Source organism: Phaeobacter sp. JH20_02, assembly GCF_048056915.1.
GTDB classification, from domain to species: Bacteria; Pseudomonadota; Alphaproteobacteria; order Rhodobacterales; family Rhodobacteraceae; genus Phaeobacter; species Phaeobacter bryozoorum.
Window position 1 is genome coordinate 160,751 of the sequence record NZ_JAYMVP010000023.1, and the last position, 22,020, is coordinate 182,770.

The following is a 22,020-nucleotide window of genomic DNA, read 5'->3' on the forward strand; positions in this document are numbered from 1 at the left end:
GGCAGCGCCCCCCTTCCCCATGATCTTCATCGCTAACCCCTCAAGGAGCACATCAATATGGCATCCTATGACGTGATCGTAATCGGCGCCGGCCCCGGTGGCTATGTCTGCGCTATCCGCTGCGCCCAGCTGGGCCTCAAGACCGCAGTGGTCGAGGGCCGCGAAACCCTCGGCGGCACCTGCCTCAATGTCGGCTGTATCCCGTCAAAGGCGCTCTTGCACTCCACCCATCTGCTGCATGAGGCCGAGCACAACTTCGCCCATATGGGTCTCAAGGGCAAAAGCCCCTCAGTCGACTGGGCACAGATGAAATCCTACAAGGAAGAGGTCATCGGCCAGAACACCGGTGGCATCGAATTCCTCTTCAAGAAGAACAAGATCGACTGGATCAAGGGCTGGGCTTCCATCCCGGAGGCTGGCAAGGTCAAGGTGGGCGATGACACCCATGAGGCAAAGAACATCGTGATTGCCTCCGGCTCCGTTCCCTCGGCTCTGCCGGGCGTCGAGGTCGACAATGACAAGGGCATCGTGGTGGATTCCACCGGCGCACTGGACCTGCCGAAGATCCCAAAGAAAATGGTGGTAATCGGCGCTGGCGTTATCGGTCTGGAGCTGGGCTCGGTCTATGCCCGCCTGGGCAGCGAAGTCACCGTGGTGGAATATATGGACGCCGTCTGCCCCGGTATGGACAAGGACGTTCAGCGCAGCTTCAAGCGGATCCTTGAAAAACAGGGCCTGACCTTTGTGATGGGCGCGGCCGTCCAAGGGGTCGACGCCGCCAAGACCAAGGCAAAGGTGAATTACCAGCCGAAAAAAGGCGGCGACGAAGAGGTGATCGACGCAGATGTGGTGCTGGTAGCGACGGGTCGCAAACCCTTTGCGGAGGGGCTGGGGCTGGACGCCCTCGGCGTCAAGATGACCGAACGGGGTCAGATCGCCACCGACGCCCATTGGGCGACCAATGTCAAAGGCGTCTATGCCATCGGTGACGTCATCGAAGGTCCTATGCTGGCCCATAAAGCCGAAGACGAAGGCATGGCCGTTGCCGAGGTGATTGCGGGCAAACATGGCCACGTCAACTACGGCGTGATCCCTGGCGTGGTCTACACCACACCGGAGGTGGCCACCGTCGGCCAGACCGAAGATGCGCTGAAAGCCGAAGGTCGCAAGATCAAGGTGGGTAAGTTCATGTTCATGGGCAACGCCCGCGCCAAAGCGGTGCATCAGGCAGAAGGCGGCTTCGTCAAGCTGATCGCCGATAAGGAGACCGACCGCATCCTGGGCGCTTCGATCATTGGCCCGGCAGCCGGTGACCTGATCCACGAAATCTGTGTAGCAATGGAGTTCGGCGCCTCCGCCGAGGATCTGGCGCTGACCTGCCACGCACATCCGACCTATTCCGAAGCTGTCCGCGAAGCGGCGCTGGCCTGCGGTGACGGTCCGATCCACAGCTAAATGGAGCAGCGCAGGAAACCGGGTGCCCTACCCGGGCTCCGCCTGCTAGATATCTAACCCACACCAGAGCGGCCCATCCATGGTGGGCCGCTTTCTCATGAACCGGAGCCTCTGCCATGACTGTCAGCCTGCAAGTGATCTACCCCGCCTGCGCCGACGCGACGTTTGACTATGATTATTATGAGACCACCCACCTGCCGCTGGTCGAAGAACATTTTGGCGATCTGATGGAAACCGTCGAGGCATCGCGCGGGATTGCAAGCGGCCCGGATATTCCGCCGGCCTATCTGCTGATCGCCACGATCACCTTTCCAGATATGGACACATTGGACCGCGCGATGGGCGAAAAAAGCGGACCAATCATCGACGACGTCGCCAATTTCACCAATGTGCGTCCGCAGATCCTTGTCGGTGAGGTCTTGATGAGCTGACCCTGCTCTGCCACCCGGGCGAACCCTGCTGTGAAAGCCCGGATGGGGCATTCACAGCCGCTCCCGGTTACCAGAGGGTCTTGGCTGCACGGGGCGCCCAGGCCTCGTCATAGGCTACACCGCCCTCTTGCCCTGCGGTCTGCTCGGCCAGGATCTCGCCCATAGAAGGAAGCCCCGCGCTTTCGTCGCCTGAGGTCCAGGTCCGCGCCCGCATCAGCGCGCGGGCGCACTGGCTGTAGATCTCGCCAATCTCGATCACAATCACTGTGCGCGGCTGCTTGCCGTTCTTGTCGAACCGGGCCAACATCGCCGCATCCGCAGTGACCCGTGCCCGCCCGTTGACCCGCACCACATTGTTTGACCCCGGTACCAGAAACATCAGCGAAACCCGGGGGTCCCGCAGGATGTTTCGCAAACTGTCGATACGGTTGTTACCGCGCCAATCCGGCAGCGCGAGCGTTCCCGGATCCAGCTCCAGCACCACCGGACCATCATCACCGCGCGGGCTGTCATCGGTCCCCTCCGGCCCAACGGTGGCCAACATGCACAGTCGCGATGCCATGATCCACTGCCGGTACAGCGGCGTCATCTGCCGTGCCACCTTGCGCAGGGACGGTGTTCCCGGAGCGCCATAAAGCGCCTCCAACTCATCAACTGTGCTGAGAAATTCCATCGACCTTGAACCCCGCTTCCTCCATCAACTTGTCTGAATGTGTCTCCACTTCGCGCTCCAGCGTGGCCATGAAGGCATCGCGGTCCAGTCCCGGGGCGATAGAAGGCAGAAATTCCACAACGCCCAACCCCGGTTTGCGCATGATCCCGGTGCGTGGCCAGAACAACCCCACATTGGTCGCCGCAGGCACACAGGGCTGCTCCAGCGCGGCATAAAGGACGCCAGTGCCGATCTTGTACGGCCGGTCAACCCCGGGCGCGACCCGCGTGCCTTGCGGATAGATCACCAGCTGGCCGGGTTCTGCGAATTCTGCTGCCACGTCCTTGACCATGCGGGCAATGGCATTGCCTTTCTTGCCACGGTTGACCGGCACACAGCCCAGGCGCTTGGCATAAATGCCGATAATCGGCGTCCACAACAGCTCACGTTTCATGATGAACTTGGCTGCTGGCGTGGCGTGAAAGATAATCAGAATATCCAGAAAACTCTGATGTTTGGCCGCAATGATCACCTCATCGGTCGGGACCTCGCCACGCACCTCCGTACGCAGGCCCAGCATCCAACGCGCGCACCACAGCACATAACCGGCATAGCTGCGACAGGCCACCCGGGCACCGCGCGGCGAGACCAGGGCCCATGGCGCAAAGACCAGACCAAAGATCAGCATCATCACATAGATCTGAATCATGAACACGGCCGAGAGCAGCCATCTAAACGCAGTTATCACGCCAAATCTCCAAGACGTTTGTTGGCCGCACGGGTGGTCGCGGCAAAGGCGACAAGCGCGCCAAGCAGAGGGATGCAGAGTGGCAGGAGCCAGCTCCAGCCTTGAAAGCCAAGCCCGGTAAGGAACCCGCCCTCGCGGGAGGCTTCGGGCATCAGCCAGACCCCGAGCATTCCCAGCGCCATGCCAACGCCGGCACCAAATAGCGCGCGCAGGGTGAAACGCCGGATAAAGGCCTGAGCGATATAGGTGTCCAGCGCGCCGACGAGACGCAGCACCTCAATCACCTGGGCATTGGCCGCGAGCGCTGCATTCGCAGCAAGGGTGATCATCGCCGCGGTGGCCCCGCCGATCAACAGGATGGACACCCAGGCCAACCGCCGCAGCGCCTGGGCAGCATCCACCAGCGGCGCCCGCCAGCGCGTGTGATCATCCAAGATCGCGCCCGGAACCTCAGCCTGAAGGCGCAAGCGCAGACCGGTCTCATCATAGCCCGGATCGCCCTCGATCACTTCGATCAGCTGTGGGATCGGCAGCGTATCCAGCGGCAGTTTGGTGCCAAACCATGGCGCCAACAGAGCCGCCTGTTCCTCGCGGCTCAGCGCACGAGCAGAGGCGACACCCGGCGTCTGTTCCAGAATGGTCATTGCCGCCTCGGTCTGGGCAGCACGCTGCTCCGCCGGTGCATTGATCCGTAGCGTGGCCGCGCGCGCCAGTTCCTCTGCCCAGCGATCTGCCAAACGGCCGGAGGCCAGCGACAGCGCCAAGGCAAAAACCGCCAGAAACGCCATCGCACCAGAGACAAACAAAGTCAGCTGGGCGGTAAATCCACTGGGCGGAACAACACGGTCAGCCTGGGCATCCCCGACAATCAGGTTGCGCAAACGGGTCAGTTTCATAGGTCCGCTCCGGCCTGCTGAAGCTGGCGGTTCGAAATCCGCAGGACTCGTGCCTGAACCTGCTTCTTGGCGGCTCGGATCAACGACAGATCATGTGTCGCGACCAGAACGGTTTTGCCCATGTGATTCAATTCCACCAACAATTGCAGCAGCCGCTGCGACATGTCCCAATCCACGTTGCCAGTTGGTTCATCGGCGATGATCACCTCAGGCGAGAGGATCACCGATCTGGCCAGCGCCGCGCGCTGCCGCTCACCACCAGAGAGCTCCGGTGGGGTGGCATGGGCGCGCTCCGACAGGCCAACCCAGTTCAACAGCTCGCGCAGATTAGCCTCTTCCTGGGTGATATCCCGCCCGGAGACCGTCAACGGCAACGCGATATTCTCCAGCACCGGCAGGTGATCGAGGAACCGGCAATCCTGGTGGACCACCCCGATGCGGCGGCGCAGATAGGCCATCTGGTCACGATCCAGCCCCTTGATATCCATGTTGAAAGCACGTGCGCGGCCTGACGTTGGTGTCAGCGCGCCGTAACAAAGTTTCAACAGGGTGGTCTTGCCCGCGCCCGATGGGCCTGTCAGGAAATGGAACGACCCCGGTGCCAGCTGCACCGACACGTCGCTTAGCAGTTCCCCGCCACCGTAGTTGTACCCCACATTGTCCAGCTCGATCACGGCGGTCCCCTTTTGGTCACCGGTGTTTTGCCCGACTGTGCGCCCAGTTTCAATGGTCCGCGCTGTTGCCACGCCACCCCGGCTGAAACAGTCCGTTCGGATGAGAGCGATTGGCTCTTTCGTGGAAAGACGGAACTGCCTATGATTATTCAACAATCACCCGCCGACAGCCGCCCGGCCCCCCCGGGAGCCACCTCAGGTCCCAAGGAGTGACCCATGCGACTGACATGTCCGAACTGTGCCGCCCAATATGAGGTGCCGGATGATGTGATCCCCGATGAGGGGCGCGACGTGCAATGTTCCAACTGCGGGCAAACGTGGTTTCAGGCTGGCCGTGCGATTGAGGCGGAGGATGACCCGAGCATTTCCCCCGCTGCGGAACCCGGCGACGATATAGCCCCGGTTGAGGACGAAATCGGCACCCCTGATCCCGCTTCCCTTACGGCGACACAAGACGATGACATCGTGGAAGACGCGCCGGAGGAGGAGACCGCAGAGCCTGATCAGCAGGATGAAATCCAGAATCAGCCGCCAGAGATCACAGCCACGTCGCGAGGTCTTGACCCGACGATCAGCGATATTCTGCGCGAGGAGGCTGAGCGTGAAGCCCGGCTGCGCGCCGCTGAAAGCAACAGCCTGCAAACACAGACGGATTTGGGACTGGATTCTCTGCCGGAAGAAGAATCCGCCCGCCGTGCCCGCGAAGCCCGCGAGCAGATGGCCCGGATGCGTGGCGAAGATCCCCAGCAGCTCTCCACCTCGGAAACCGAATCCCGTCGCGGATTGCTGCCCAATATCGACGAAATCAACTCCACCCTGCGATCCGGTGAAGGGCCTGCGGCCCCGATCGCACCACCAGTCGATGCACCGACCCCAAGGAAAAAGCGGAACTTTGCACGGGGCTTTGCCTTTGCACTGTTGATCGCGCTGGGTCTTGCCATGGCCTATGACAACGCGCCCCTGATCGCCCAGAAGCTGCCACAGGCGGATCCCTACCTCAGCACCTATGTCGCCAAGGTGGACGCGGCGCGGCTGTGGCTAGATACGCAGGTGCGTGCATTCACCGTGCAGCAGTAGAACCGCAACCAGACGGTACCGGCGACCGATCGGACACGAACGGTCGTCCCGCAGGTCCACCGCCGTCGTCAGAAGCGATCCAGAAGACGCTCAAGATAGCTTCGCTCAGTCTCGCTACGGCTGCGCTCTCCGGCGCGGCGGCGGATCTCTTCAAGAAGGTCCCAGGCGCGGCGATAGGCCTGCCCTTCGCTGAACTGCCCGTCGGAAACACCACCATCACCCTGTTCCCCATTGCGTCGGCCAAGCGGATCCATTTGGTTGCCTTGGCTTGAGCTGCTGGTGCGCCCCTGTCCCTGTCCCTGACCCGGTTGCTGCTGTTCGGCCATTGCCTCTCCCAGCGCGCGCATTCCCTCTCGCAGAGCTTCCATCGCGTCGGACTGGCGGTCGATGGCCTCGGCGAGGTCACCCTGCCGCAAAGCCTCCTCCGCCCCATCCATGGCCCGTCCGGCATCATCAAGCGCATCACGCGTCGCCTGACCGCCTTCGCCATTGCCAAGCGGGAGGCCATCCCGCTGCGCCCGCAACTGATCGCGAAGAGCTTGCTGGCGATCAGCCAGCGACCCGGCAGGACCCTGTGTGCCGCCCTGCGGAGTGTTGGCGCCGCCACCCTGCCCGGTCCCATCATTATCAGGCGCGCGCTGTCCCTGACCACCCTGACCGGGCTGCCGGTCACCGCTGGGGTCGCCGGAGCCGGGCCTGTCGCCTTGGCCACCCTGATTGCCCTGACCGCCCTCGTGGGACTCCCCACGTCCCAGGCCGCCATTGCGCCCTTCATTTCCCTGACTTTCGCCGCGGCGTGCACCGGGATTGAACTGCTCCTGCAAATCCCGAAATGCCTGATCCGACAAGCCCTGCTGCTCACGCAGGGTTTCGGCCAACCCCTCCATGCTCTGCTCTCCGGGGCTGCCATCCTGACCTTCCTGCCCTTGGGTGACACGCATGTTTTCCATCATCTGCTGGAACTCGCGCAGCGCCTGCTCGGCCTCGGCCATCCGGCCCTGTTCCATCAGCTCCTGAATACGATCCATCATCGCCTGAAGATCCTGCTGAGTGAGCTGCATGGCGTTCTCATCCGGAGCGCCTTGCGGCTGCCCGTCATTGCCCTGCTCCTGCGCCTGTCGCTGCAACTGACGCAGATAGTCCTGCGTGGCATCGCGCAGCTGTTGCATCAGACGGGCAATCTCTTCATCGCTGGCACCATCGCGCATCGCTTGGCTCAGCTGCTCCTGAGCGCGCTGCATGCGGGCAAGAGCGTCGCCGACATCGCCTTCCTCCAGCTGGATTGCCAAATCCCAGAGCGCTTCAGCCAACGCGTCCTGCTGCTCTGGCCCAAGCGTTCCTGCGTTGCTGTGCTGTTCCAGACGACGCAGGATAGTGCGCAGACGCAGATAATCCCCATGGTCGTGGAACACTTCGGCCGGATAGGTCGACAGGGCGCGCAGGACCTGGGCCACCCGTGGCGCATTGGCACGCGCCCAGAGCAGATCGCGCCGCTGCTCTGCCACCGCTGCGGCCATCGGATCAAAGAAACGCCGGGTCACCAGCGGCGCCCTGAGCACCTCTGCCTCGGTCTCCTGCCCCTTGGCGTCCTGTGCGACCATACGGTAGCTGACAGGCATGTTGGCCCAGGGGTGTTTGGCGAAGGCCTCGATCACCTGCTCATCGAAGCTGTGGCGATCACCGGTCAGCGGCAGTGGCAGGTCCAGAACAATCGGCTCCCGCGTATCTGGTTCGGCTGCCAGCCCATGGCTCCGATCAATCTCGGCCATATCCAGCGAGATTTCGACCTGACCAGCCGCCACGCCGTAATCGTCACTGGCGGTATAGGCAAGCGAGGTCGTATCATCGGACTCCAGCGTCGGCTCTCCCACAATGGCAATCGTCGGAGGCAGGTCCTCAATCAGCGTCACATCCCAGCTGCGGCCACCGGTGCCATTGATGGTCAATGTCCCGTCGCGGGTGATCACGAAACTCTGCTCAGCCGCGGCGGCAGAGGGCACGTCTCCGGTGCGTCCCGAGAGGGTTTCATCCAGTGTAAGATCTCCGACCTCACCGTAAAACCGCAGGGTCAGGCGGCTGTTTTCGGGCAGGGTCAGAACCGGCTCGGACTGATCATTGAGATAAAGCACCGGCAGACCGGTGTAGCGCGGCGGTTCGATCCAGCCCTCCCATGTCGGCCCTGCTGCCGCATTCACCGCGCCGGGGGCCATCTCGCCAAGGCTACCAACCCGCCAGATGGAACCGAAGAGCATGGCAACCGATAGCGCCAGAAGTGCCAGATAGCGCAGAGCAAAGGGGTCAGCGCGCGCGACTGACAGATTGGGTTTAGGGGCAACTGCGGTGGCGGCACGCGCCTGCATCCGCCGCTGATGCGCCTGCCACAGGGCTTGCGACGCCGGATCATCCGACCCGATGGCCTGCGCGTCCAGCAGCGCCGCAATAGGATGTCCGGGCAGCGTCATATCCAGACGAGCCAGGGCGTCGGACAGACTGGGCATTCTGAACCGCCAGCCCCCAAAGCCAATCGCGACTGCTGCAGCCAACACCAGCAGCACGGCCCCCACCCAGACCAGTTCGATCGGCAACTGCTCGTGCAGGCCCAACATCACAGCGGCAAGCGCCAGCATCAGCAGCGAAACCAACGGCCAGAAGGCGCGCACCAGACGTTCCGACAACAGCCCCACCCAGGTCAGCCGCAACGGCCAGCGAAGCCGCACAAGGCGCGGATCTGAGAGCCTCGGGCCTGAGCCGCGACCTGTTGGGATCGGATCGGACGGCAGATCGGAACCGCCGTCTTTCCGCGAGTACCCACCCTCCGCCTGCGGGCGCGCCGGTGAACCCGGCGCGGCGGCAGATGTCGCGTCAGCCTTGCGGCGAAACTTGGGGTTGTTGACCATGCGGGCGGCGCCTCCGATCAGCCCTGCGCCGCGTCAGATGTCGCGGTACCCGTCAGAGCCACTCGGGGATGGTATCGCGGTTTATCATTTCGTCAAAGTCCGGACGTCGGCGGATAACCGCGAATTGATCCCCATTGACCAGCACTTCAGGGATCAACGGGCGCGAGTTATATTCGCTCGACATCACTGCGCCATAGGCGCCAGCACTGCGGAAAGCCACCAGATCCCCCGCTTCCAGGGGCGGCATATCGCGATGGCGCGCAAAGGTATCGCCAGTTTCGCAGACCGGTCCAACGATATCATATGGACGCTGCTCCACTCCGGCGTCGGCTTCGATCACCGGAACAATCTCGTGATGCGCCTCATACATGGCGGGGCGGATCAGATCATTCATGGCGCCGTCGATGATCAGGAAATCCCGGTCCTCGCCGGATTTCACATAGATCACCTTGCTCACCATGATGCCGGCATTGCCGGCAATCAGACGCCCCGGTTCGATTTCGATCTCACACCCAAGATGCCCCAAGGTGCGCTGTACCATAGCGCCGTATTCAACCGGCAACGGTGGCGTATCGTTCGAGCGGGTGTAGGGAATACCAAGGCCACCGCCAAGGTCGAGACGGTGAATCTCATGACCATCAGCGCGCAGCTGCTCGGTCAGTTCCGCCACTTTCTGATAGGCCAGCTCGAACGGGGCCAGTTCGGTCAGCTGCGAGCCGATATGTACGTCAATGCCGATCACCTTCAGCCCTGGCAGGCTGGCGGCACGGGCATAGACTTCCCGCGCCCGCGCAATCGGAATGCCGAATTTATTCTCAGACTTGCCCGTCGCGATCTTGGCGTGAGTCTTTGCATCGACATCCGGGTTCACGCGTACAGTGATCGGCGCCACAACGCCCAGTTCCTGCGCAACCGCGTTGATCACGTCCATTTCCGGCTCGGATTCGACATTGAACTGACGGATACCACCGCTCAGGGCGGTTCGGATCTCGTCCTCGGTCTTGCCGACGCCCGAAAACACAATCTTGTCACCGGGAACCCCGGCCGCCTTGGCGCGCAGATATTCGCCCTTGCTGACCACATCCATGCCGGCGCCGGCCTGTGCCAGCGTTTTCAGGATCGCCTGATTGCTGGCTGCCTTCATTGCGTAGCAGACCAGATGATCCATCTCCTTCAGCGCATCATCAAAGAGGTGGAAATGGCGCAGCAGTGTCGCCGTTGAATACAGGTAAAACGGAGTGCCCACAGCAGCCGCGATCTCGGCCACCGGCACATCTTCGGCGTAGAGAGCGCCGTCACGATAGAGAAAATGATCCATAGATCGCGCTTAGACCAGAACCGGGGCGCGGATCAAATGATTCCGCTCAGGGTCAGACGCCCAGATAGACGCTGAGTGGCCCTTTGTGCAGGCCAAGGCCGCCGCCCGCGTGGACGCCGCTGCTGGACACGCCAACTCCGGCATTGAGCGAGGGTCGTACCGGCTCTCCGTCGACCCCGCAGGCCGCAAGACCCACGCAGGCCACCAGAATACCCAGGATCAGAACGGTTTTCTGCATATTGATCCCTTTCGATCTGGGCGGTTGCGATTGAACCGGCACATCACCGCTTAACCGCAACCGCCCTGCTATCAGTCCGCCAGGAGGCTCTGCCAGCGGGCCACCTGCGCGCGCACCTGGGCGGGTGCGGTGCCGCCGTAAGACATGCGCGAGTTTACCGAGTTTTCGACGCCAAGCACAGTGAAGATGTCCTCGGTGATGCCTGCATGCACGCCCTGCATATCCTCCAGGGAGAGGTCCGGCAGGTCGCAGCCGCGCTTTTCGGCCATCGCCACCAGGGTGCCGGTCACGTGGTGCGCATCGCGGAACGGCACCTTCAACACCCTAACCAGCCAGTCGGCCAGGTCTGTGGCGGTGGAGAAGCCGGAGCCTGCCGCAGCGGCCAGTGACTCGCGATTGCCGGTCATGTCCTTGACCATGCCTTCCATCGCCGCCAGCGCCAGCATCCAGTTGTCGGCAGCGTCAAAGACCTGTTCCTTGTCTTCCTGCATGTCCTTGGAATAGGTGAGCGGCAGCCCCTTCATCACCATCATCAGCGCGGTGTTGGCGCCAAAAATCCGGCCCACCTTGGCGCGGATCAGCTCAGCCGCGTCCGGGTTCTTCTTCTGCGGCATGATCGACGAGCCGGTGGAGAAACGATCGCTGAGCGTCACGAAACGGAACTGGGCAGAAGACCAGATCACCAGCTCCTCGGCAAAGCGGGAGAGGTGCATGGCGCTGATCGAGGCACAGGACAGGAACTCCAGCGCGAAATCGCGGTCAGAGACGGCATCGAGCGAATTTGCCGCCGGACGGTCAAAGCCCAGCGCCTTGGCGGTCATCTCCCGATCGATCGGGAAGGAGGTACCGGCCAGCGCCGCCGCGCCCAGCGGCGATTCGTTCATCCGCGCGCGGGCATCGCGGACGCGGGACAGATCGCGGCCGAACATCTCCACGTAGGCCATCATGTGGTGGCCCCAGGTCACCGGCTGCGCGGTCTGCAGATGAGTAAAGCCCGGCATCACCCAATCGGCGCCAGCCTCCGCCTGCGACAGAAGCGCGCGGATCAGCGCCAAGAGGCCGCTTTCGGCGGCGTCCAGCTGGTCACGTACCCAGAGTTTGAAGTCGGTTGCCACCTGGTCGTTGCGGCTCCGGCCCGTGTGCAGGCGGCCCGCAGGCTCACCGATGATCTCTTTCAGGCGGGCCTCCACGTTCATATGGATGTCTTCCAGTGCGGTGGAATACTGGAAGGTTCCGCCCTCGATCTCTGACAATACGGTGAGCAGCCCTTCCCGAATGGCCTCGGCATCATTATCCGTAATGACACCTGTCGCGGCCAACATCGCCGCATGGGCCCTGGAGCCGGCAATGTCCTGGGCCGCCATCCGCTTGTCGAACCCGATCGAGGCATTGATCGCCTCCATGATCGCGTCCGGGCCAGCGGCAAAGCGGCCGCCCCACATCTGGTTCGAGGATTGATCTGTCATGGTGTGGAACCCCGGAGATAATATGCGTCTGTTTCGTCAGCTAACCCTTTATATGGCCCTTGCCCTCGGTGCAAATGCCGCCTTTGCCGCGGACCCCGCAGCCCTTTCCGAGCTCCGCGAAGGTGACATGCGCCGTCTGATCCTCCACCCGGAAGCAAAACCGACCTCCAGCAACAGCTTTGAACTGGAAGACGGCAAGGGCAGCGCCTCGCTTGCCGATTATGAAGGCAAGGTTGTCCTGCTGAACTTCTGGGCCACCTGGTGCGCTCCCTGCCGGAAAGAAATGCCGATGCTGTCCGAACTTCAAAGTGAATTTGGCGGTGAGGATTTTGAGGTCCTGACCCTAGCCACCGGCCGCAACTCGCCCGCTGGGATTCAGAAGTTCTTTGATGAAACGGGCATCACCAATCTGCCCCGCCATCAGGATCCAAAGGGTGCGCTGGCCAAGGAAATGGCCGTGTTTGGCCTACCGATGACAATGATCCTCGATCGCGACGGCAATGAAATCGGCCGCCTGCGTGGCGATGCAGAGTGGAACTCTGACAGTGCCAAGTCAATCCTGCAAACTCTGATCGACGCAGAATGACTGATTGACGCTCATTAAGAAGACCCGCGACCGTACCGCAGTGCAGCAGCTTTCCCGGGCGTGCGCGGGCGGTGGCCAGATAGCTGGCATCTTTCGGAGCTTGACCCAACGCCACCTTTGACAGAGCCGTCACCCTGCCGCCAATCTGAGCGGCAGGGAGGACGTGATGCCGCTGGAAATCTTGGTGGCGATGGTGCTGATCGGCATTGTTGTCATAGCTATACTGCTTCATGTCACCGGGCGGTCCGCTCCGGTTCTGATGACGCGAGACACCGCCGCCAAGGCCTGGTCTCGTCATGATCCCGATACTCAAATCCTGAACACATGGCCAAGCACTCTTGGTCAGGCGGCCCTGATTGAAACCGATCTCGGGCTTGGTCTGGTCTGGTGTTTTGGCGCCGATACCATCGCCCGGCCACTTGCCGGGGTGCGACTATTGGATCACCCCAAGGGCCTGAAGCTGCGGTTCGCCGATTTTGCTACCCCCTCCGTGGTGCTCCACCTGTCGGATGCCGAGCGCAACGATTGGCGACGGCGCATCATGGGCGACCACAGCGAACCAAACACACCGACCGTGACAGCGCAGACAGAAGGACAGACACATGCCTGATACGATTTCGTACCCTGATGTCACCCAGTGGGCGGTCCCTTTCTTCATCGCCGCGATTCTGGCTGAGTTCCTCTGGATCGCCATCAAGGGACGTGGCGGGCGATATGAAACCCGCGACGCCGTCACATCTCTTGTTATGGGCGCCGGTAGCGTGGCGTCAGGCATTGCGCTTGGCTTCATCGCCTGGGCCTTCTTCATGCTTTTGTGGCAGATCACGCCGTTGGACCTGGGCACATCGGTCTGGGTGATCGTTCTGTGCTTCGTCCTGGACGACCTGCGCTACTACTGGGTGCATCGCTTTGGCCACCGGGTGCGCTGGGTCTGGGCCAGCCATGTCAATCATCACTCAAGCCAGCACTACAACCTCACCACCGCTCTGCGGCAGACCTGGACGGGCACATTCACCTTTATGATGGTGGTGCGCGCGCCGCTGGTTCTCCTGGGCTTCCATCCTGCCATGGTGCTGTTTGTCGGAGGCATCAATCTGGTCTACCAGTTCTGGATCCACACCGAGGCCATCGGCCGGATGCCGCGCTGGTTTGAGGCCGTGATGAACACACCCAGCCATCACCGCGCCCACCACGGCCGCAATCCGCGCTATCTTGATTGCAACTATGCTGGCGTCTTTATCATCTGGGACAAGATGTTCGGCACATTCGTACCCGAACAGGATCACGACCGCCCGGATTACGGCCTGGTTCACAACATCGGCACCTTCAACCCACTGCGTGTCGCCTTCCACGAATGGGTCAGCATCTTCAAGGATGTGACCCAACCCGGGCTGACGGTCAGGCAGCGGTTGCTATATGCGGTTGCCCCGCCGGGCTACAGCCATGACGGCAGCCGCGACAGCTCCGACACAATCCGCGCAAAGCATTTGCAACGTCATCCTGAGGACATCGGCAGCGCTGGCTTTGACAAGACCTGAGTGCAGCTCTCAATTTGGGTAAAATTGTCGCCTTAATCCTAGCTCAACGCTTTTGCGCCAAAGTCCGGTCTGATCCATATTGATCAGACCACCCCAGCGCCAAGGGATATACCCGTGAAGAAGAAGCAAAAGGTCATGGCCGACATGCCAGAAGGCGGCGATAACCCGCTGACCTCTGCGGTTGTATCGCGTGATCGGTCGACTCTCGACATGGTCAGCGACGCGATTCGCCACAACCAGACGATGCTTGCCTATCAGCCCATCATACAGGCTATGCCGCCACAAGGGGTTGCCTTTTACGAAGGGTATATCCGGGTTCTCGATTCAACGGGTCGCGTGATACCTGCGCGCGAATTCATGCCGCTGGTCGAGGATAAGGAAACCGGGCGTGAACTGGACTGTCTTGCCCTCGAACATGGCCTGAAGGCACTTGCGCGCAGCCCCAATATCCGCCTCTCCGTCAATATGTCCGCGCGCTCGATCGGCTATCAGCGCTGGATGCGTGTCCTTGAAAAACATCTGAAGAAAGATGCCGCCGCAGGCGAAAGGCTGGTGCTGGAAATCACTGAGGCCTCTGCCATGGCTGCGCCCGAGTTGGTCATCGACTTCATGGACCGGATGCAGAAACACGGTATCGCCTTTGCGCTTGATAACTTCGGCGCCGGGGCAACGGCCGTCAGCTATTTCCGGCAGTTCTTCTTTGATGCGGTGAAAATTGACGGGCAGTACATCCGTAACATTCATGCCAACCATGACAATCAGGCTGTTGTCCGCGCGCTGGTAGGGATCGCCAAGCAATTCGATATGCTGGTGGTTGCGGAATCCGTCGAAAGCCCAGCTGACGCCGAATTCCTGATCTCCATCGGTGTGGACTGCCTGCAGGGCTATTTGTTCGGCGCCCCCTCGGTCAGCCCGCCATGGCTGGAAGAGCTGCGCAGGAACAGTCGCGCATCCTGACCTCACAGCACGTTGCCTTATGGGTGAATTCGCGCATCTTTGCGCCAGATACCTGCCGCGCAGCTTAAGGGAGAATTTCTGTCGGGAATGATCGCTTGGCAAACGACCGGACCTGCCTCAGAATATGTGCCATAGTATTGATTGACACAGGCTCTTCCTGTGGGACACCTTGCACGTGCTGCAATTGCAGCGAAACACACGGCCTTTAAAAAAAGGCAGGGGGATCCCGGTTGCTGCGGCTGCGAAATGCGGACTGCGCGGTTGGCCTCCCGGGACTATGAATGGCAGAGGACCCTAACTGATGACCAATGTAGTAATTGCATCCGCCGCACGCACCGCCGTCGGCAGCTTTGGTGGCGCATTCGCCAATACCCCCGCCCATGATCTTGGCGCCGCAGTGCTGGAGGCTGTGGTTGAACGTGCCGGGATCGACAAATCCGAAGTTTCCGAAACCATTCTGGGTCAGGTGCTGACGGCGGCGCAGGGTCAGAATCCTGCTCGCCAGGCCCATATCAATGCCGGCCTGCCACAGGAATCGGCAGCCTGGGGGATCAATCAGGTCTGCGGGTCCGGTCTGCGTGCCGTGGCACTTGGCGCCCAGCACATCCAACTCGGTGACGCGGCCATCGTCTGTGCGGGCGGTCAGGAAAACATGACCCTCTCGCCCCATGCCGCCAATCTGCGCGCCGGGCACAAAATGGGCGATATGAGCTATATTGATACCATGATCCGCGATGGCCTTTGGGATGCCTTCAACGGCTACCACATGGGCCAGACTGCGGAGAATGTTGCCGAGAAATGGCAGATCTCCCGTGACATGCAGGATGAATTTGCCGTTGCAAGCCAGAACAAGGCCGAAGCGGCACAGAAGGCAGGCAAATTCGCCGATGAAATCGCAGCCTTCACCGTCAAGACCCGCAAGGGCGACATCATTGTGGATCAGGACGAATACATCCGCCACGGTGCCACCATCGAGGCCATGCAGAAGCTGCGCCCCGCCTTCACCAAGGATGGTTCGGTCACAGCCGCCAATGCCTCAGGCCTGAACGACGGCGCCGCGGCCACCCTGTTGATGAGCGCCGATGACGCCGAAAAGCGGGGTATCGAACCGCTGGCCCGGATCGCCTCCTATGCCACCGCAGGTCTGGACCCCTCCATCATGGGCGTTGGTCCGATCTACGCCTCGCGCAAGGCACTGGAGAAAGCCGGCTGGTCCGTGGATGACCTCGATCTGGTTGAGGCCAACGAAGCCTTCGCAGCGCAGGCCTGCGCCGTGAACAAGGACATGGGCTGGGATCCGGCAATCGTCAACGTCAACGGTGGCGCAATCGCAATTGGTCACCCGATTGGTGCCTCCGGCTGCCGCGTCCTCAATACGCTGCTGTTTGAAATGAAGCGGCGGGGTGCCAAGAAAGGCCTCGCCACGCTTTGCATCGGCGGCGGTATGGGCGTTGCCATGTGCGTGGAGCGTCCCTGAGGCGCATTATTCTGACCATATCAAGGGCGCCCGATTGGCGCCCTTTTCTATATGGAGCGCATTTTACGATAGCTTTGTCGAAGAGGGCGACGCAGCGTCGCACTCCGTATCGGCTCCAGCGCCCGAATTCACGGAGTAATATAATTGCGCAATCAAAAACAAAATAGTAGCAAGATTACCAAGTCAAATAACGGAGGACTTTTCCATGGCACGTAACGCACTCGTCACCGGCGGCTCTCGCGGCATCGGCGCTGCAATCTCACAGGCGCTGAAAGCGGAAGGCCATACTGTGGCGGCGACCTATGCCGGTAATGATGAGGCAGCGGCGAAGTTTACCGATGAAACCGGCATCAAGACGTACAAGTGGGACGTTGCCAGCTACGAAGACAGCGCCGCTGGCATCGCCAAGGTTGAAGCGGATATCGGCCCGATCGATATCGTCGTCGCCAATGCAGGCATCACCCGCGATGCTCCGTTCCACAAGATGACACCGGAGCAATGGCAGCAGGTGATCGACACCAACCTCACTGGTGTCTTCAACACCGTGCACCCGATCTGGCCCGGCATGCGCGAACGCAAGTTCGGCCGTGTGATCGTGATCTCCTCGATCAATGGTCAGAAAGGGCAGTTCGCTCAGGTAAACTATGCCGCGACCAAAGCAGGCGACCTCGGCATCGTGAAATCTCTGGCCCAGGAGGGCGCGCGGGCGGGCATCACCGCCAACGCGATCTGCCCTGGCTACATCGCGACCGAGATGGTGATGGCCGTTCCTGAGAAGGTCCGCGAGTCGATCATTGGCCAGATCCCAGCTGGCCGCCTGGGTGAGCCGGAAGAGATTGCTCGCTGCGTGACCTTCCTCGCATCAGAGGACTCGGGCTTTATCAACGGCTCCACCATTTCGGCCAATGGCGCGCAGTTCTTCGTGTAAGACCGCACCAAGCACACATGGCAAGGGCCGGTCCACTGGGCCGGCCCTTTTCCAATCCCGTAAGGACATGCGCGCTATGCCCAGCGGGAAACCCCGGCACGCAGCCGCGTGGCGCGACGCGGTGCAAATATACGCGCCCACAGCGCACGTACGACCTGGCCGCGCTCCTCATGTGCGCGTTGCAGGGCGAGTTTCACGGTAGCACTGGCAGAATATTCCATCGTTTCGGCCTCCATTCAGATCAGTGTTGCTAACTTGACCTAGATATGCGCCTTTTCGTGACAACAGACAAACGAGACTTTTCAGCACTTCACTTAAGTATTACTTATCTCACATGTCTGATCGCCTGCCGCCACTGACCGCCCTGCGCGCCTTTGAAGCCGCCGCCCGCCATATGTCCTTTGCCCGTGCGGCACAGGAGTTGAACGTGACCCCGGCAGCGCTGTCATTTCAGATCAAATCCCTGGAAGAGCATTTGGGAACACCGGTATTCCGCCGCCTGAACCGCGCCGTCGAGCTGACGGAAGCAGGGGCTGCCCTAGCGCCCGGGACGTCTGATGGGTTTCAGGCACTGACGGCAGCCTGGCGCGCGGCAATCCGGCTACAGGACGATGGGGTCCTGACGGTCACGGCCGGCCCTGCCTTTACCGCGAAATGGCTGGCGCCGCGCTTTTACGAGTTTGCGCGCGCCCACCCTGAAATCGACCTTCGGTTCTCGGCCAGCCTGCGCCGTGTTGATCTGATGCGCGACGACGTCGATGTGGCGATCCGTTTTGGCTACGGCCCATACCCAGACGTCTATTCAATGCCGCTGCCTGTGGAGTGGGTGATGCCGGTCATGACACCTGATATCGCGCAGCGTTACCCCACCGTCGCCGCGCTGAAAGACGCGCCGCTAATCCACGACGATTCACTGAACTTTATGTCACCGCAGCTCGACTGGACCGCCTGGTTCAAGTTGATGGGTGAGGAGTTCAACCCCACCCATGGCGCCCGCTTCAGCAACGCCGACCACGCGGTGGATGCCGCTTTGGCAGGGGCCGGTGTGGTTTTAGGGCGGCGCGCGCTGGTGGTAAAGGATCTTGCCGAAGGGCGTCTGGTTGCCCCCTTCAAAACGGCGCTAACCGGCAAGGCCCGATTTTGCTTCCTCTGTCAGAAAGGCGCTGAAACGCGCCCGCAGATCGTGGCATTCCGCGACTGGATCCTGGCCGAAATCGAAAAGACCGCCGCTGTGTCAGATGGGCTGAAAATCGTGTCGGTAGACAGTCTCACATGACCAGGAACCGCGCAACGGCAACCGGCTTTGTCGCGGTATTGCTTTGGTCGCTACTGGCTGTTCTCACCGTTGGCACTGCGCCGACCCCACCGCTCCTGTTGAACGCCTTGTGTTTCACAATCGGCGGCTCATTGGGCCTCATTTGGTGTTGGCGCAGTGGTGGCCTCACGGCACTGCGACGAGTGTCATGGCGGGTCTATCTCTTCGGCAGCCTCGGTCTCTTTGGCTATCATGCGCTTTACTTCTCCGCGCTGAGGATGGCCCCCGCAGCCGAAGCAGGGCTTATTGCCTATCTCTGGCCATTGCTGATTGTGCTGTTGTCCGGCCTGCTTCCCGGGGAAACACTGCGCGCGGGGCATTTGCTGGGGGCCCTCCTCGGCTTCGCCGGTGCCGCAACGATCATCACCGGTGGCGGAGCCGAGTTTGATGCCACGGCACTACCCGGCTATGGGCTTGCGCTACTCTGTGCACTGACGTGGTCGGGATATTCCGTGCTTGCGCGACGCCTGGGGGCAGCCCCCACCAGCACGGTTGCCGTATTCTGCCTGATCACTGCGGCAGCATCCTGGGGCCTTCATTTCGCGCTGGAAGAAAGCCATTGGCCCATCGGCATCAGCGGTTGGGGAGCGACAGTCGCGCTGGGTCTGGGGCCGGTCGGCCTTGCGTTCTATGTCTGGGACATCGGAGTGAAATATGGTGACATCCAACTGCTCGGCACCAGCTCTTATGCAGCACCTTTGCTTTCAACACTGATCCTTGTTGTTGCAGGAATTGCGCCTGCGTCATGGACGCTGGCGATTGCAGCCTGTCTGATAACAGGTGGGGCGCTGCTGGCCGCGCGGGCCAATGCGACGCCCTGAAGCATCCATCTACCGGCGCATCCCTTCCCAAGGGCCGCAACAGAAAATCCCGCGCCAGACGCAGAAACAAGAAGGGGTCACCAGCCGTGCTGATGACCCCTAACAACCAATCGGTTCTGCCTCAGGCACCGCAGCGACGGGACTGCGGTCACCTCAGATCAGACCACTCTCTCAGACGGCAAGTTCCTCCGTCGAGAGACGTTTAATTTCTTCTTTGAGTTTCAGTTTCTGTTTCTTCATCGACGCGATACGCAGCCCGTCGGTCGCGGGTGAGCGTTGGGCGTGTTCGACTTCCATGCTCAGATGCTCGTGCTTCTTCTTTAGTTCGGTCAGATGCGAGCTGAGGCTCATGTCATTCCTCCTTCTTTGAGCGTGTTGCGTACAAAGTGAGTGGAACACAAGATTATTGCTCTGTCACGCTGCAGAAGCATATATTTTGTCATGAAACCGTCATTTCGGCATGTCCTCGCCGAATGAGAGCCGATTCTCCGCGAGTCTCCCGCAAATATCAGCTTGGCCAGGGCAACCCATGGCCATCACGAAGAACAGCCCGGATCTCCGCCTGGTAGTTTTCGGCGTCACGCAAATGTGCTTCACCGTTGTGCAGGATCAGCGGCGCATGCAGCCTGAACCCTGCACGGCCACCCTTGCGCGCCCGCAGCAGAACCAATTCGGCGCCACGACCGACACGGGCGGCCAATGGCAACACCTCAAGTGAGCCCAGACGTCCAAGACAGGCCCCAAGCATTTCCGGCAGGCGATCGGCCCGCTGAATCATGTGCAGATATCCCTTATGGGTGAGGCGTCGCGCGGCGGTATCGAACCAGACGGTCAACTCCGTCGCCCCGCCGAGCGCAATCTGCCGCCCCACGTCCTGCGCCGGACTGTGCGCACCGGCGCGATAATAGGGTGGGTTGGCGATGACATGGTCAAACTGGATCTGGCGCAGATCCACCGGCAGTGCTGCCAGATCAGCCTCGACGACCGTGATATCGACTGCGTTCAGCGCGGCATTGCGTCGCGCCAGATCGGCATAATCGGACTGAAGCTCGACCCCGGTCAGGTCCAGATCCGGGACCCGCGCAGCCAGACATAACAGAGCCGGACCGCCTCCGCAGCCCAGCTCCAGCACCCGATCACCAGGCTGTGCAGGAACGGCTGCGGCCAGCAGGACAGGGTCGACCCCGGCGCGATACCCCTGCTTTGGTTGCAACAACTGTACCCGCCCACCCAGAAACGCGTCCTGGCTAAGAGCGCTGTCCTCAAATCCCGACATCAGCGCAGCGGAATATCATTGTCACGCATCACGCGCTCGGCAGCGGCATGATCATCGCTGCGCACCATCAATCTGCGCGGGAATATCCCGATACCACCTTCAAGGATGCTCATATTTACGTCCATTTGAAAGCAGTCTATATCCTCACCCTCAAGAAGGGCGGTGGCAAAGGCCATGACAGTTGGGTCGGTGCTGCGCAAAAGTTCCTTCATAGGGATGGATCTAAGGGCAAGGGCTGCGCCTTGTCGAGCCTTGCAAGCGGGAAAACGATGAATCAAATCCTGACGCAAAAGCCGCATGACATGCTGGCCGCGACACTCAGCGACGAAATGGCAGCGGTCAATACGCTGATCCAGACACGCATGGCCTCGAAACATGCGCCGCGCATTCCCGAGGTAACGGCCCATCTTGTCGAGGCCGGCGGCAAGCGTTTGCGCCCGATGCTGACCCTCGCGGCAGCGCGCCTGTGTGGCTACAGCGGTGAAAACCACGTGAAACTGGCAGCGACCGTTGAATTCATTCACACCGCCACCCTGCTGCATGATGACGTGGTTGACGAAAGCGGACAGCGCCGCGGTCGTCCGACAGCCAATCTCTTGTGGGACAACAAAAGCTCCGTTCTAGTCGGCGACTACCTCTTTGCGCGCAGTTTCCAGTTGATGGTGGAAACCGGCTCTCTGCGGGTGCTCGATATCCTGGCCAACGCCTCGGCGACCATTGCCGAGGGTGAAGTTCTGCAAATGACTGCGGCCAGCGATCTTGCCACCGATGAGGCCGTGTACCTGCAGGTTGTGCGCGGCAAGACAGCAGCGCTGTTCTCCGCCGCAACTCAGGCCGGTGGCGTCGTCGCCGGCGCACCCGAAGCGCAGGTAAACGCGCTGTTTGCCTATGGCGATGCGCTTGGTATCGCCTTCCAGATTGCCGACGATCTATTGGATTACCAGGGTGATAGCTCCGCGACGGGAAAAAACGTCGGCGATGATTTCCGCGAACGCAAGCTGACCCTGCCGGTGATCAAGGCCGTTGCACAGGCCACCGCAGAAGAGCGCGCCTTCTGGGTTCGCACCATTGAAAAGGGACGTCAGGATGAGGGCGACCTCGACCATGCGCTGTCCCTGATGGACAAATACGACACGTTGGCCGCAACCCGCCGCGATGCGATGGAATGGGTTGCCAAGGCACAGGACGCCTTGACCTCCCTGCCAGAGGACCCGATCCGCCAGATGCTGCATGATCTGGCCGACTATGTTGTCGCCCGCCTTGCCTAGGC

24 protein-coding genes are annotated in these 22,020 nt (G+C 61.2%); 12 read left to right on the top strand and 12 right to left on the bottom strand.

The window, feature by feature from the left end; all coding sequences use genetic code 11:
- The first annotated feature begins 57 nt into the window (after positions 1–57).
- Together lpdA and VWY34_RS12985 are read left to right on the top strand one after the other, a co-directional pair.
- Positions 58–1,455, top strand: coding sequence for a dihydrolipoyl dehydrogenase (gene lpdA, locus VWY34_RS12980; protein WP_416545567.1), 1,398 nt, complete (start codon positions 58–60; stop codon positions 1,453–1,455).
- Positions 1,456–1,571: 116 nt separating this feature from the next.
- Positions 1,572–1,886, top strand: a complete 315-nt coding sequence (locus VWY34_RS12985) for an EthD family reductase (protein WP_416545569.1) — start codon at positions 1,572–1,574, stop codon at positions 1,884–1,886.
- Between the two features lie 67 nt (positions 1,887–1,953).
- Here the strand turns inward: VWY34_RS12985 and VWY34_RS12990 are convergent, their stop codons facing one another.
- The 4 genes from VWY34_RS12990 to VWY34_RS13005 are packed head-to-tail and all read right to left on the bottom strand — an operon-like array spanning position 1,954 to position 4,856.
- Positions 1,954–2,559, bottom strand: a complete 606-nt coding sequence (locus tag VWY34_RS12990) for a pyridoxamine 5'-phosphate oxidase family protein (RefSeq protein ID WP_416536442.1) — start codon at positions 2,557–2,559, stop codon at positions 1,954–1,956.
- Complete coding sequence (locus VWY34_RS12995; RefSeq protein ID WP_416537184.1) at positions 2,537–3,286, bottom strand: lysophospholipid acyltransferase family protein; 750 nt, start codon at positions 3,284–3,286, stop codon at positions 2,537–2,539. Before VWY34_RS12995 ends, VWY34_RS12990 begins: the two co-directional genes overlap by 23 nt.
- A complete protein-coding gene (locus VWY34_RS13000; RefSeq protein WP_416545571.1) occupies positions 3,283–4,182 on the bottom strand; it encodes a cell division protein FtsX in 900 nt (299 codons plus the stop codon). The genes VWY34_RS12995 and VWY34_RS13000 overlap by 4 nt, the downstream gene beginning before the upstream one ends.
- Positions 4,179–4,856 carry a cell division ATP-binding protein FtsE gene (locus tag VWY34_RS13005; protein ID WP_340544281.1) on the bottom strand — a complete coding sequence of 226 codons (678 nt, stop codon included), beginning with the start codon at positions 4,854–4,856 and terminating at the stop codon, positions 4,179–4,181. The genes VWY34_RS13000 and VWY34_RS13005 overlap by 4 nt, the downstream gene beginning before the upstream one ends.
- Positions 4,857–5,072: 216 nt before the next feature.
- Here VWY34_RS13005 and VWY34_RS13010 point away from each other — a divergent pair, with 216 nt between their 5' ends.
- Positions 5,073–5,933, top strand: coding sequence for a zinc-ribbon domain-containing protein (locus tag VWY34_RS13010; protein WP_416540722.1), 861 nt, complete (start codon positions 5,073–5,075; stop codon positions 5,931–5,933).
- 68 nt (positions 5,934–6,001) lie between these two features.
- Here the strand turns inward: VWY34_RS13010 and VWY34_RS13015 are convergent, their stop codons facing one another.
- The 4 genes from VWY34_RS13015 to argH form a co-directional block, all read right to left on the bottom strand.
- Entirely contained in the window at positions 6,002–8,830 is a 2,829-nt protein-coding gene (locus VWY34_RS13015) for a DUF4175 domain-containing protein (RefSeq protein ID WP_416545573.1), read from the bottom strand.
- 52 nt (positions 8,831–8,882) lie between these two features.
- Positions 8,883–10,148: a diaminopimelate decarboxylase gene (gene lysA, locus VWY34_RS13020; protein WP_340544278.1), complete on the bottom strand. Its 1,266-nt coding sequence runs from the start codon at positions 10,146–10,148 to the stop codon at positions 8,883–8,885.
- A 52-nt stretch (positions 10,149–10,200) separates the two neighbouring features.
- Complete coding sequence (locus VWY34_RS13025) at positions 10,201–10,386, bottom strand: hypothetical protein (protein ID WP_416545575.1); 186 nt, start codon at positions 10,384–10,386, stop codon at positions 10,201–10,203.
- 71 nt (positions 10,387–10,457) lie between these two features.
- Positions 10,458–11,852: an argininosuccinate lyase gene (gene argH / locus VWY34_RS13030; protein ID WP_416537182.1), complete on the bottom strand. Its 1,395-nt coding sequence runs from the start codon at positions 11,850–11,852 to the stop codon at positions 10,458–10,460.
- 22 nt (positions 11,853–11,874) lie between these two features.
- Between argH and VWY34_RS13035 the strand changes: the two genes are divergently transcribed.
- The 6 genes from VWY34_RS13035 (at position 11,875) to phbB (ending at position 17,338) form a co-directional block, all read left to right on the top strand.
- Positions 11,875–12,438, top strand: coding sequence for a TlpA disulfide reductase family protein (locus VWY34_RS13035; protein ID WP_416545577.1), 564 nt, complete (start codon positions 11,875–11,877; stop codon positions 12,436–12,438).
- Between the two features lie 166 nt (positions 12,439–12,604).
- Positions 12,605–13,048 (top strand): hypothetical protein, encoded by a 444-nt coding sequence (locus tag VWY34_RS13040; RefSeq protein WP_416545579.1) that lies wholly within the window; start codon positions 12,605–12,607, stop codon positions 13,046–13,048.
- Positions 13,041–13,976: a sterol desaturase family protein gene (locus tag VWY34_RS13045; RefSeq protein WP_340544270.1), complete on the top strand. Its 936-nt coding sequence runs from the start codon at positions 13,041–13,043 to the stop codon at positions 13,974–13,976. Before VWY34_RS13040 ends, VWY34_RS13045 begins: the two co-directional genes overlap by 8 nt.
- 135 nt (positions 13,977–14,111) lie before the next feature.
- On the top strand, positions 14,112–14,933 hold the full coding sequence (locus VWY34_RS13050) for an EAL domain-containing protein (RefSeq protein WP_416537323.1): 822 nt from the start codon (positions 14,112–14,114) through the stop codon (positions 14,931–14,933).
- A 301-nt stretch (positions 14,934–15,234) separates the two neighbouring features.
- Complete coding sequence (locus VWY34_RS13055; protein WP_340544269.1) at positions 15,235–16,410, top strand: acetyl-CoA C-acetyltransferase; 1,176 nt, start codon at positions 15,235–15,237, stop codon at positions 16,408–16,410.
- Between the two features lie 205 nt (positions 16,411–16,615).
- Positions 16,616–17,338, top strand: coding sequence for an acetoacetyl-CoA reductase (gene phbB / locus VWY34_RS13060; RefSeq protein ID WP_416536434.1), 723 nt, complete (start codon positions 16,616–16,618; stop codon positions 17,336–17,338).
- A gap of 74 nt (positions 17,339–17,412) precedes the next feature.
- On the opposite strand, the gene VWY34_RS13065 is transcribed toward phbB, so the two are convergent.
- Positions 17,413–17,574, bottom strand: coding sequence for a hypothetical protein (locus VWY34_RS13065; RefSeq protein ID WP_416537179.1), 162 nt, complete (start codon positions 17,572–17,574; stop codon positions 17,413–17,415).
- Between the two features lie 98 nt (positions 17,575–17,672).
- Here VWY34_RS13065 and VWY34_RS13070 point away from each other — a divergent pair, with 98 nt between their 5' ends.
- Both VWY34_RS13070 and VWY34_RS13075 read left to right on the top strand, forming a co-directional pair.
- The gene (locus VWY34_RS13070; RefSeq protein ID WP_416543370.1) at positions 17,673–18,614 is read left to right on the top strand and encodes a transcriptional regulator GcvA; all 942 of its coding nucleotides are present in this window, start codon (positions 17,673–17,675) and stop codon (positions 18,612–18,614) included.
- Positions 18,611–19,474, top strand: coding sequence for a DMT family transporter (locus VWY34_RS13075; protein ID WP_416545581.1), 864 nt, complete (start codon positions 18,611–18,613; stop codon positions 19,472–19,474). The genes VWY34_RS13070 and VWY34_RS13075 overlap by 4 nt, the downstream gene beginning before the upstream one ends.
- Before the next feature lie 171 nt (positions 19,475–19,645).
- Here the strand turns inward: VWY34_RS13075 and VWY34_RS13080 are convergent, their stop codons facing one another.
- From VWY34_RS13080 to VWY34_RS13090, 3 genes are all read right to left on the bottom strand, one after another.
- Positions 19,646–19,825: a YdcH family protein gene (locus tag VWY34_RS13080; RefSeq protein ID WP_340544264.1), complete on the bottom strand. Its 180-nt coding sequence runs from the start codon at positions 19,823–19,825 to the stop codon at positions 19,646–19,648.
- Between the two features lie 157 nt (positions 19,826–19,982).
- Entirely contained in the window at positions 19,983–20,750 is a 768-nt protein-coding gene (locus VWY34_RS13085; protein ID WP_416545582.1) for a tRNA1(Val) (adenine(37)-N6)-methyltransferase, read from the bottom strand.
- On the bottom strand, positions 20,750–20,962 hold the full coding sequence (locus VWY34_RS13090; protein WP_340544262.1) for a DUF2007 domain-containing protein: 213 nt from the start codon (positions 20,960–20,962) through the stop codon (positions 20,750–20,752). The genes VWY34_RS13085 and VWY34_RS13090 overlap by 1 nt, the downstream gene beginning before the upstream one ends.
- A 57-nt stretch (positions 20,963–21,019) precedes the next feature.
- Here VWY34_RS13090 and VWY34_RS13095 point away from each other — a divergent pair, with 57 nt between their 5' ends.
- A complete protein-coding gene (locus VWY34_RS13095; protein WP_416545584.1) occupies positions 21,020–22,018 on the top strand; it encodes a polyprenyl synthetase family protein in 999 nt (332 codons plus the stop codon).
- Positions 22,019–22,020: the final 2 nt, after the last annotated feature.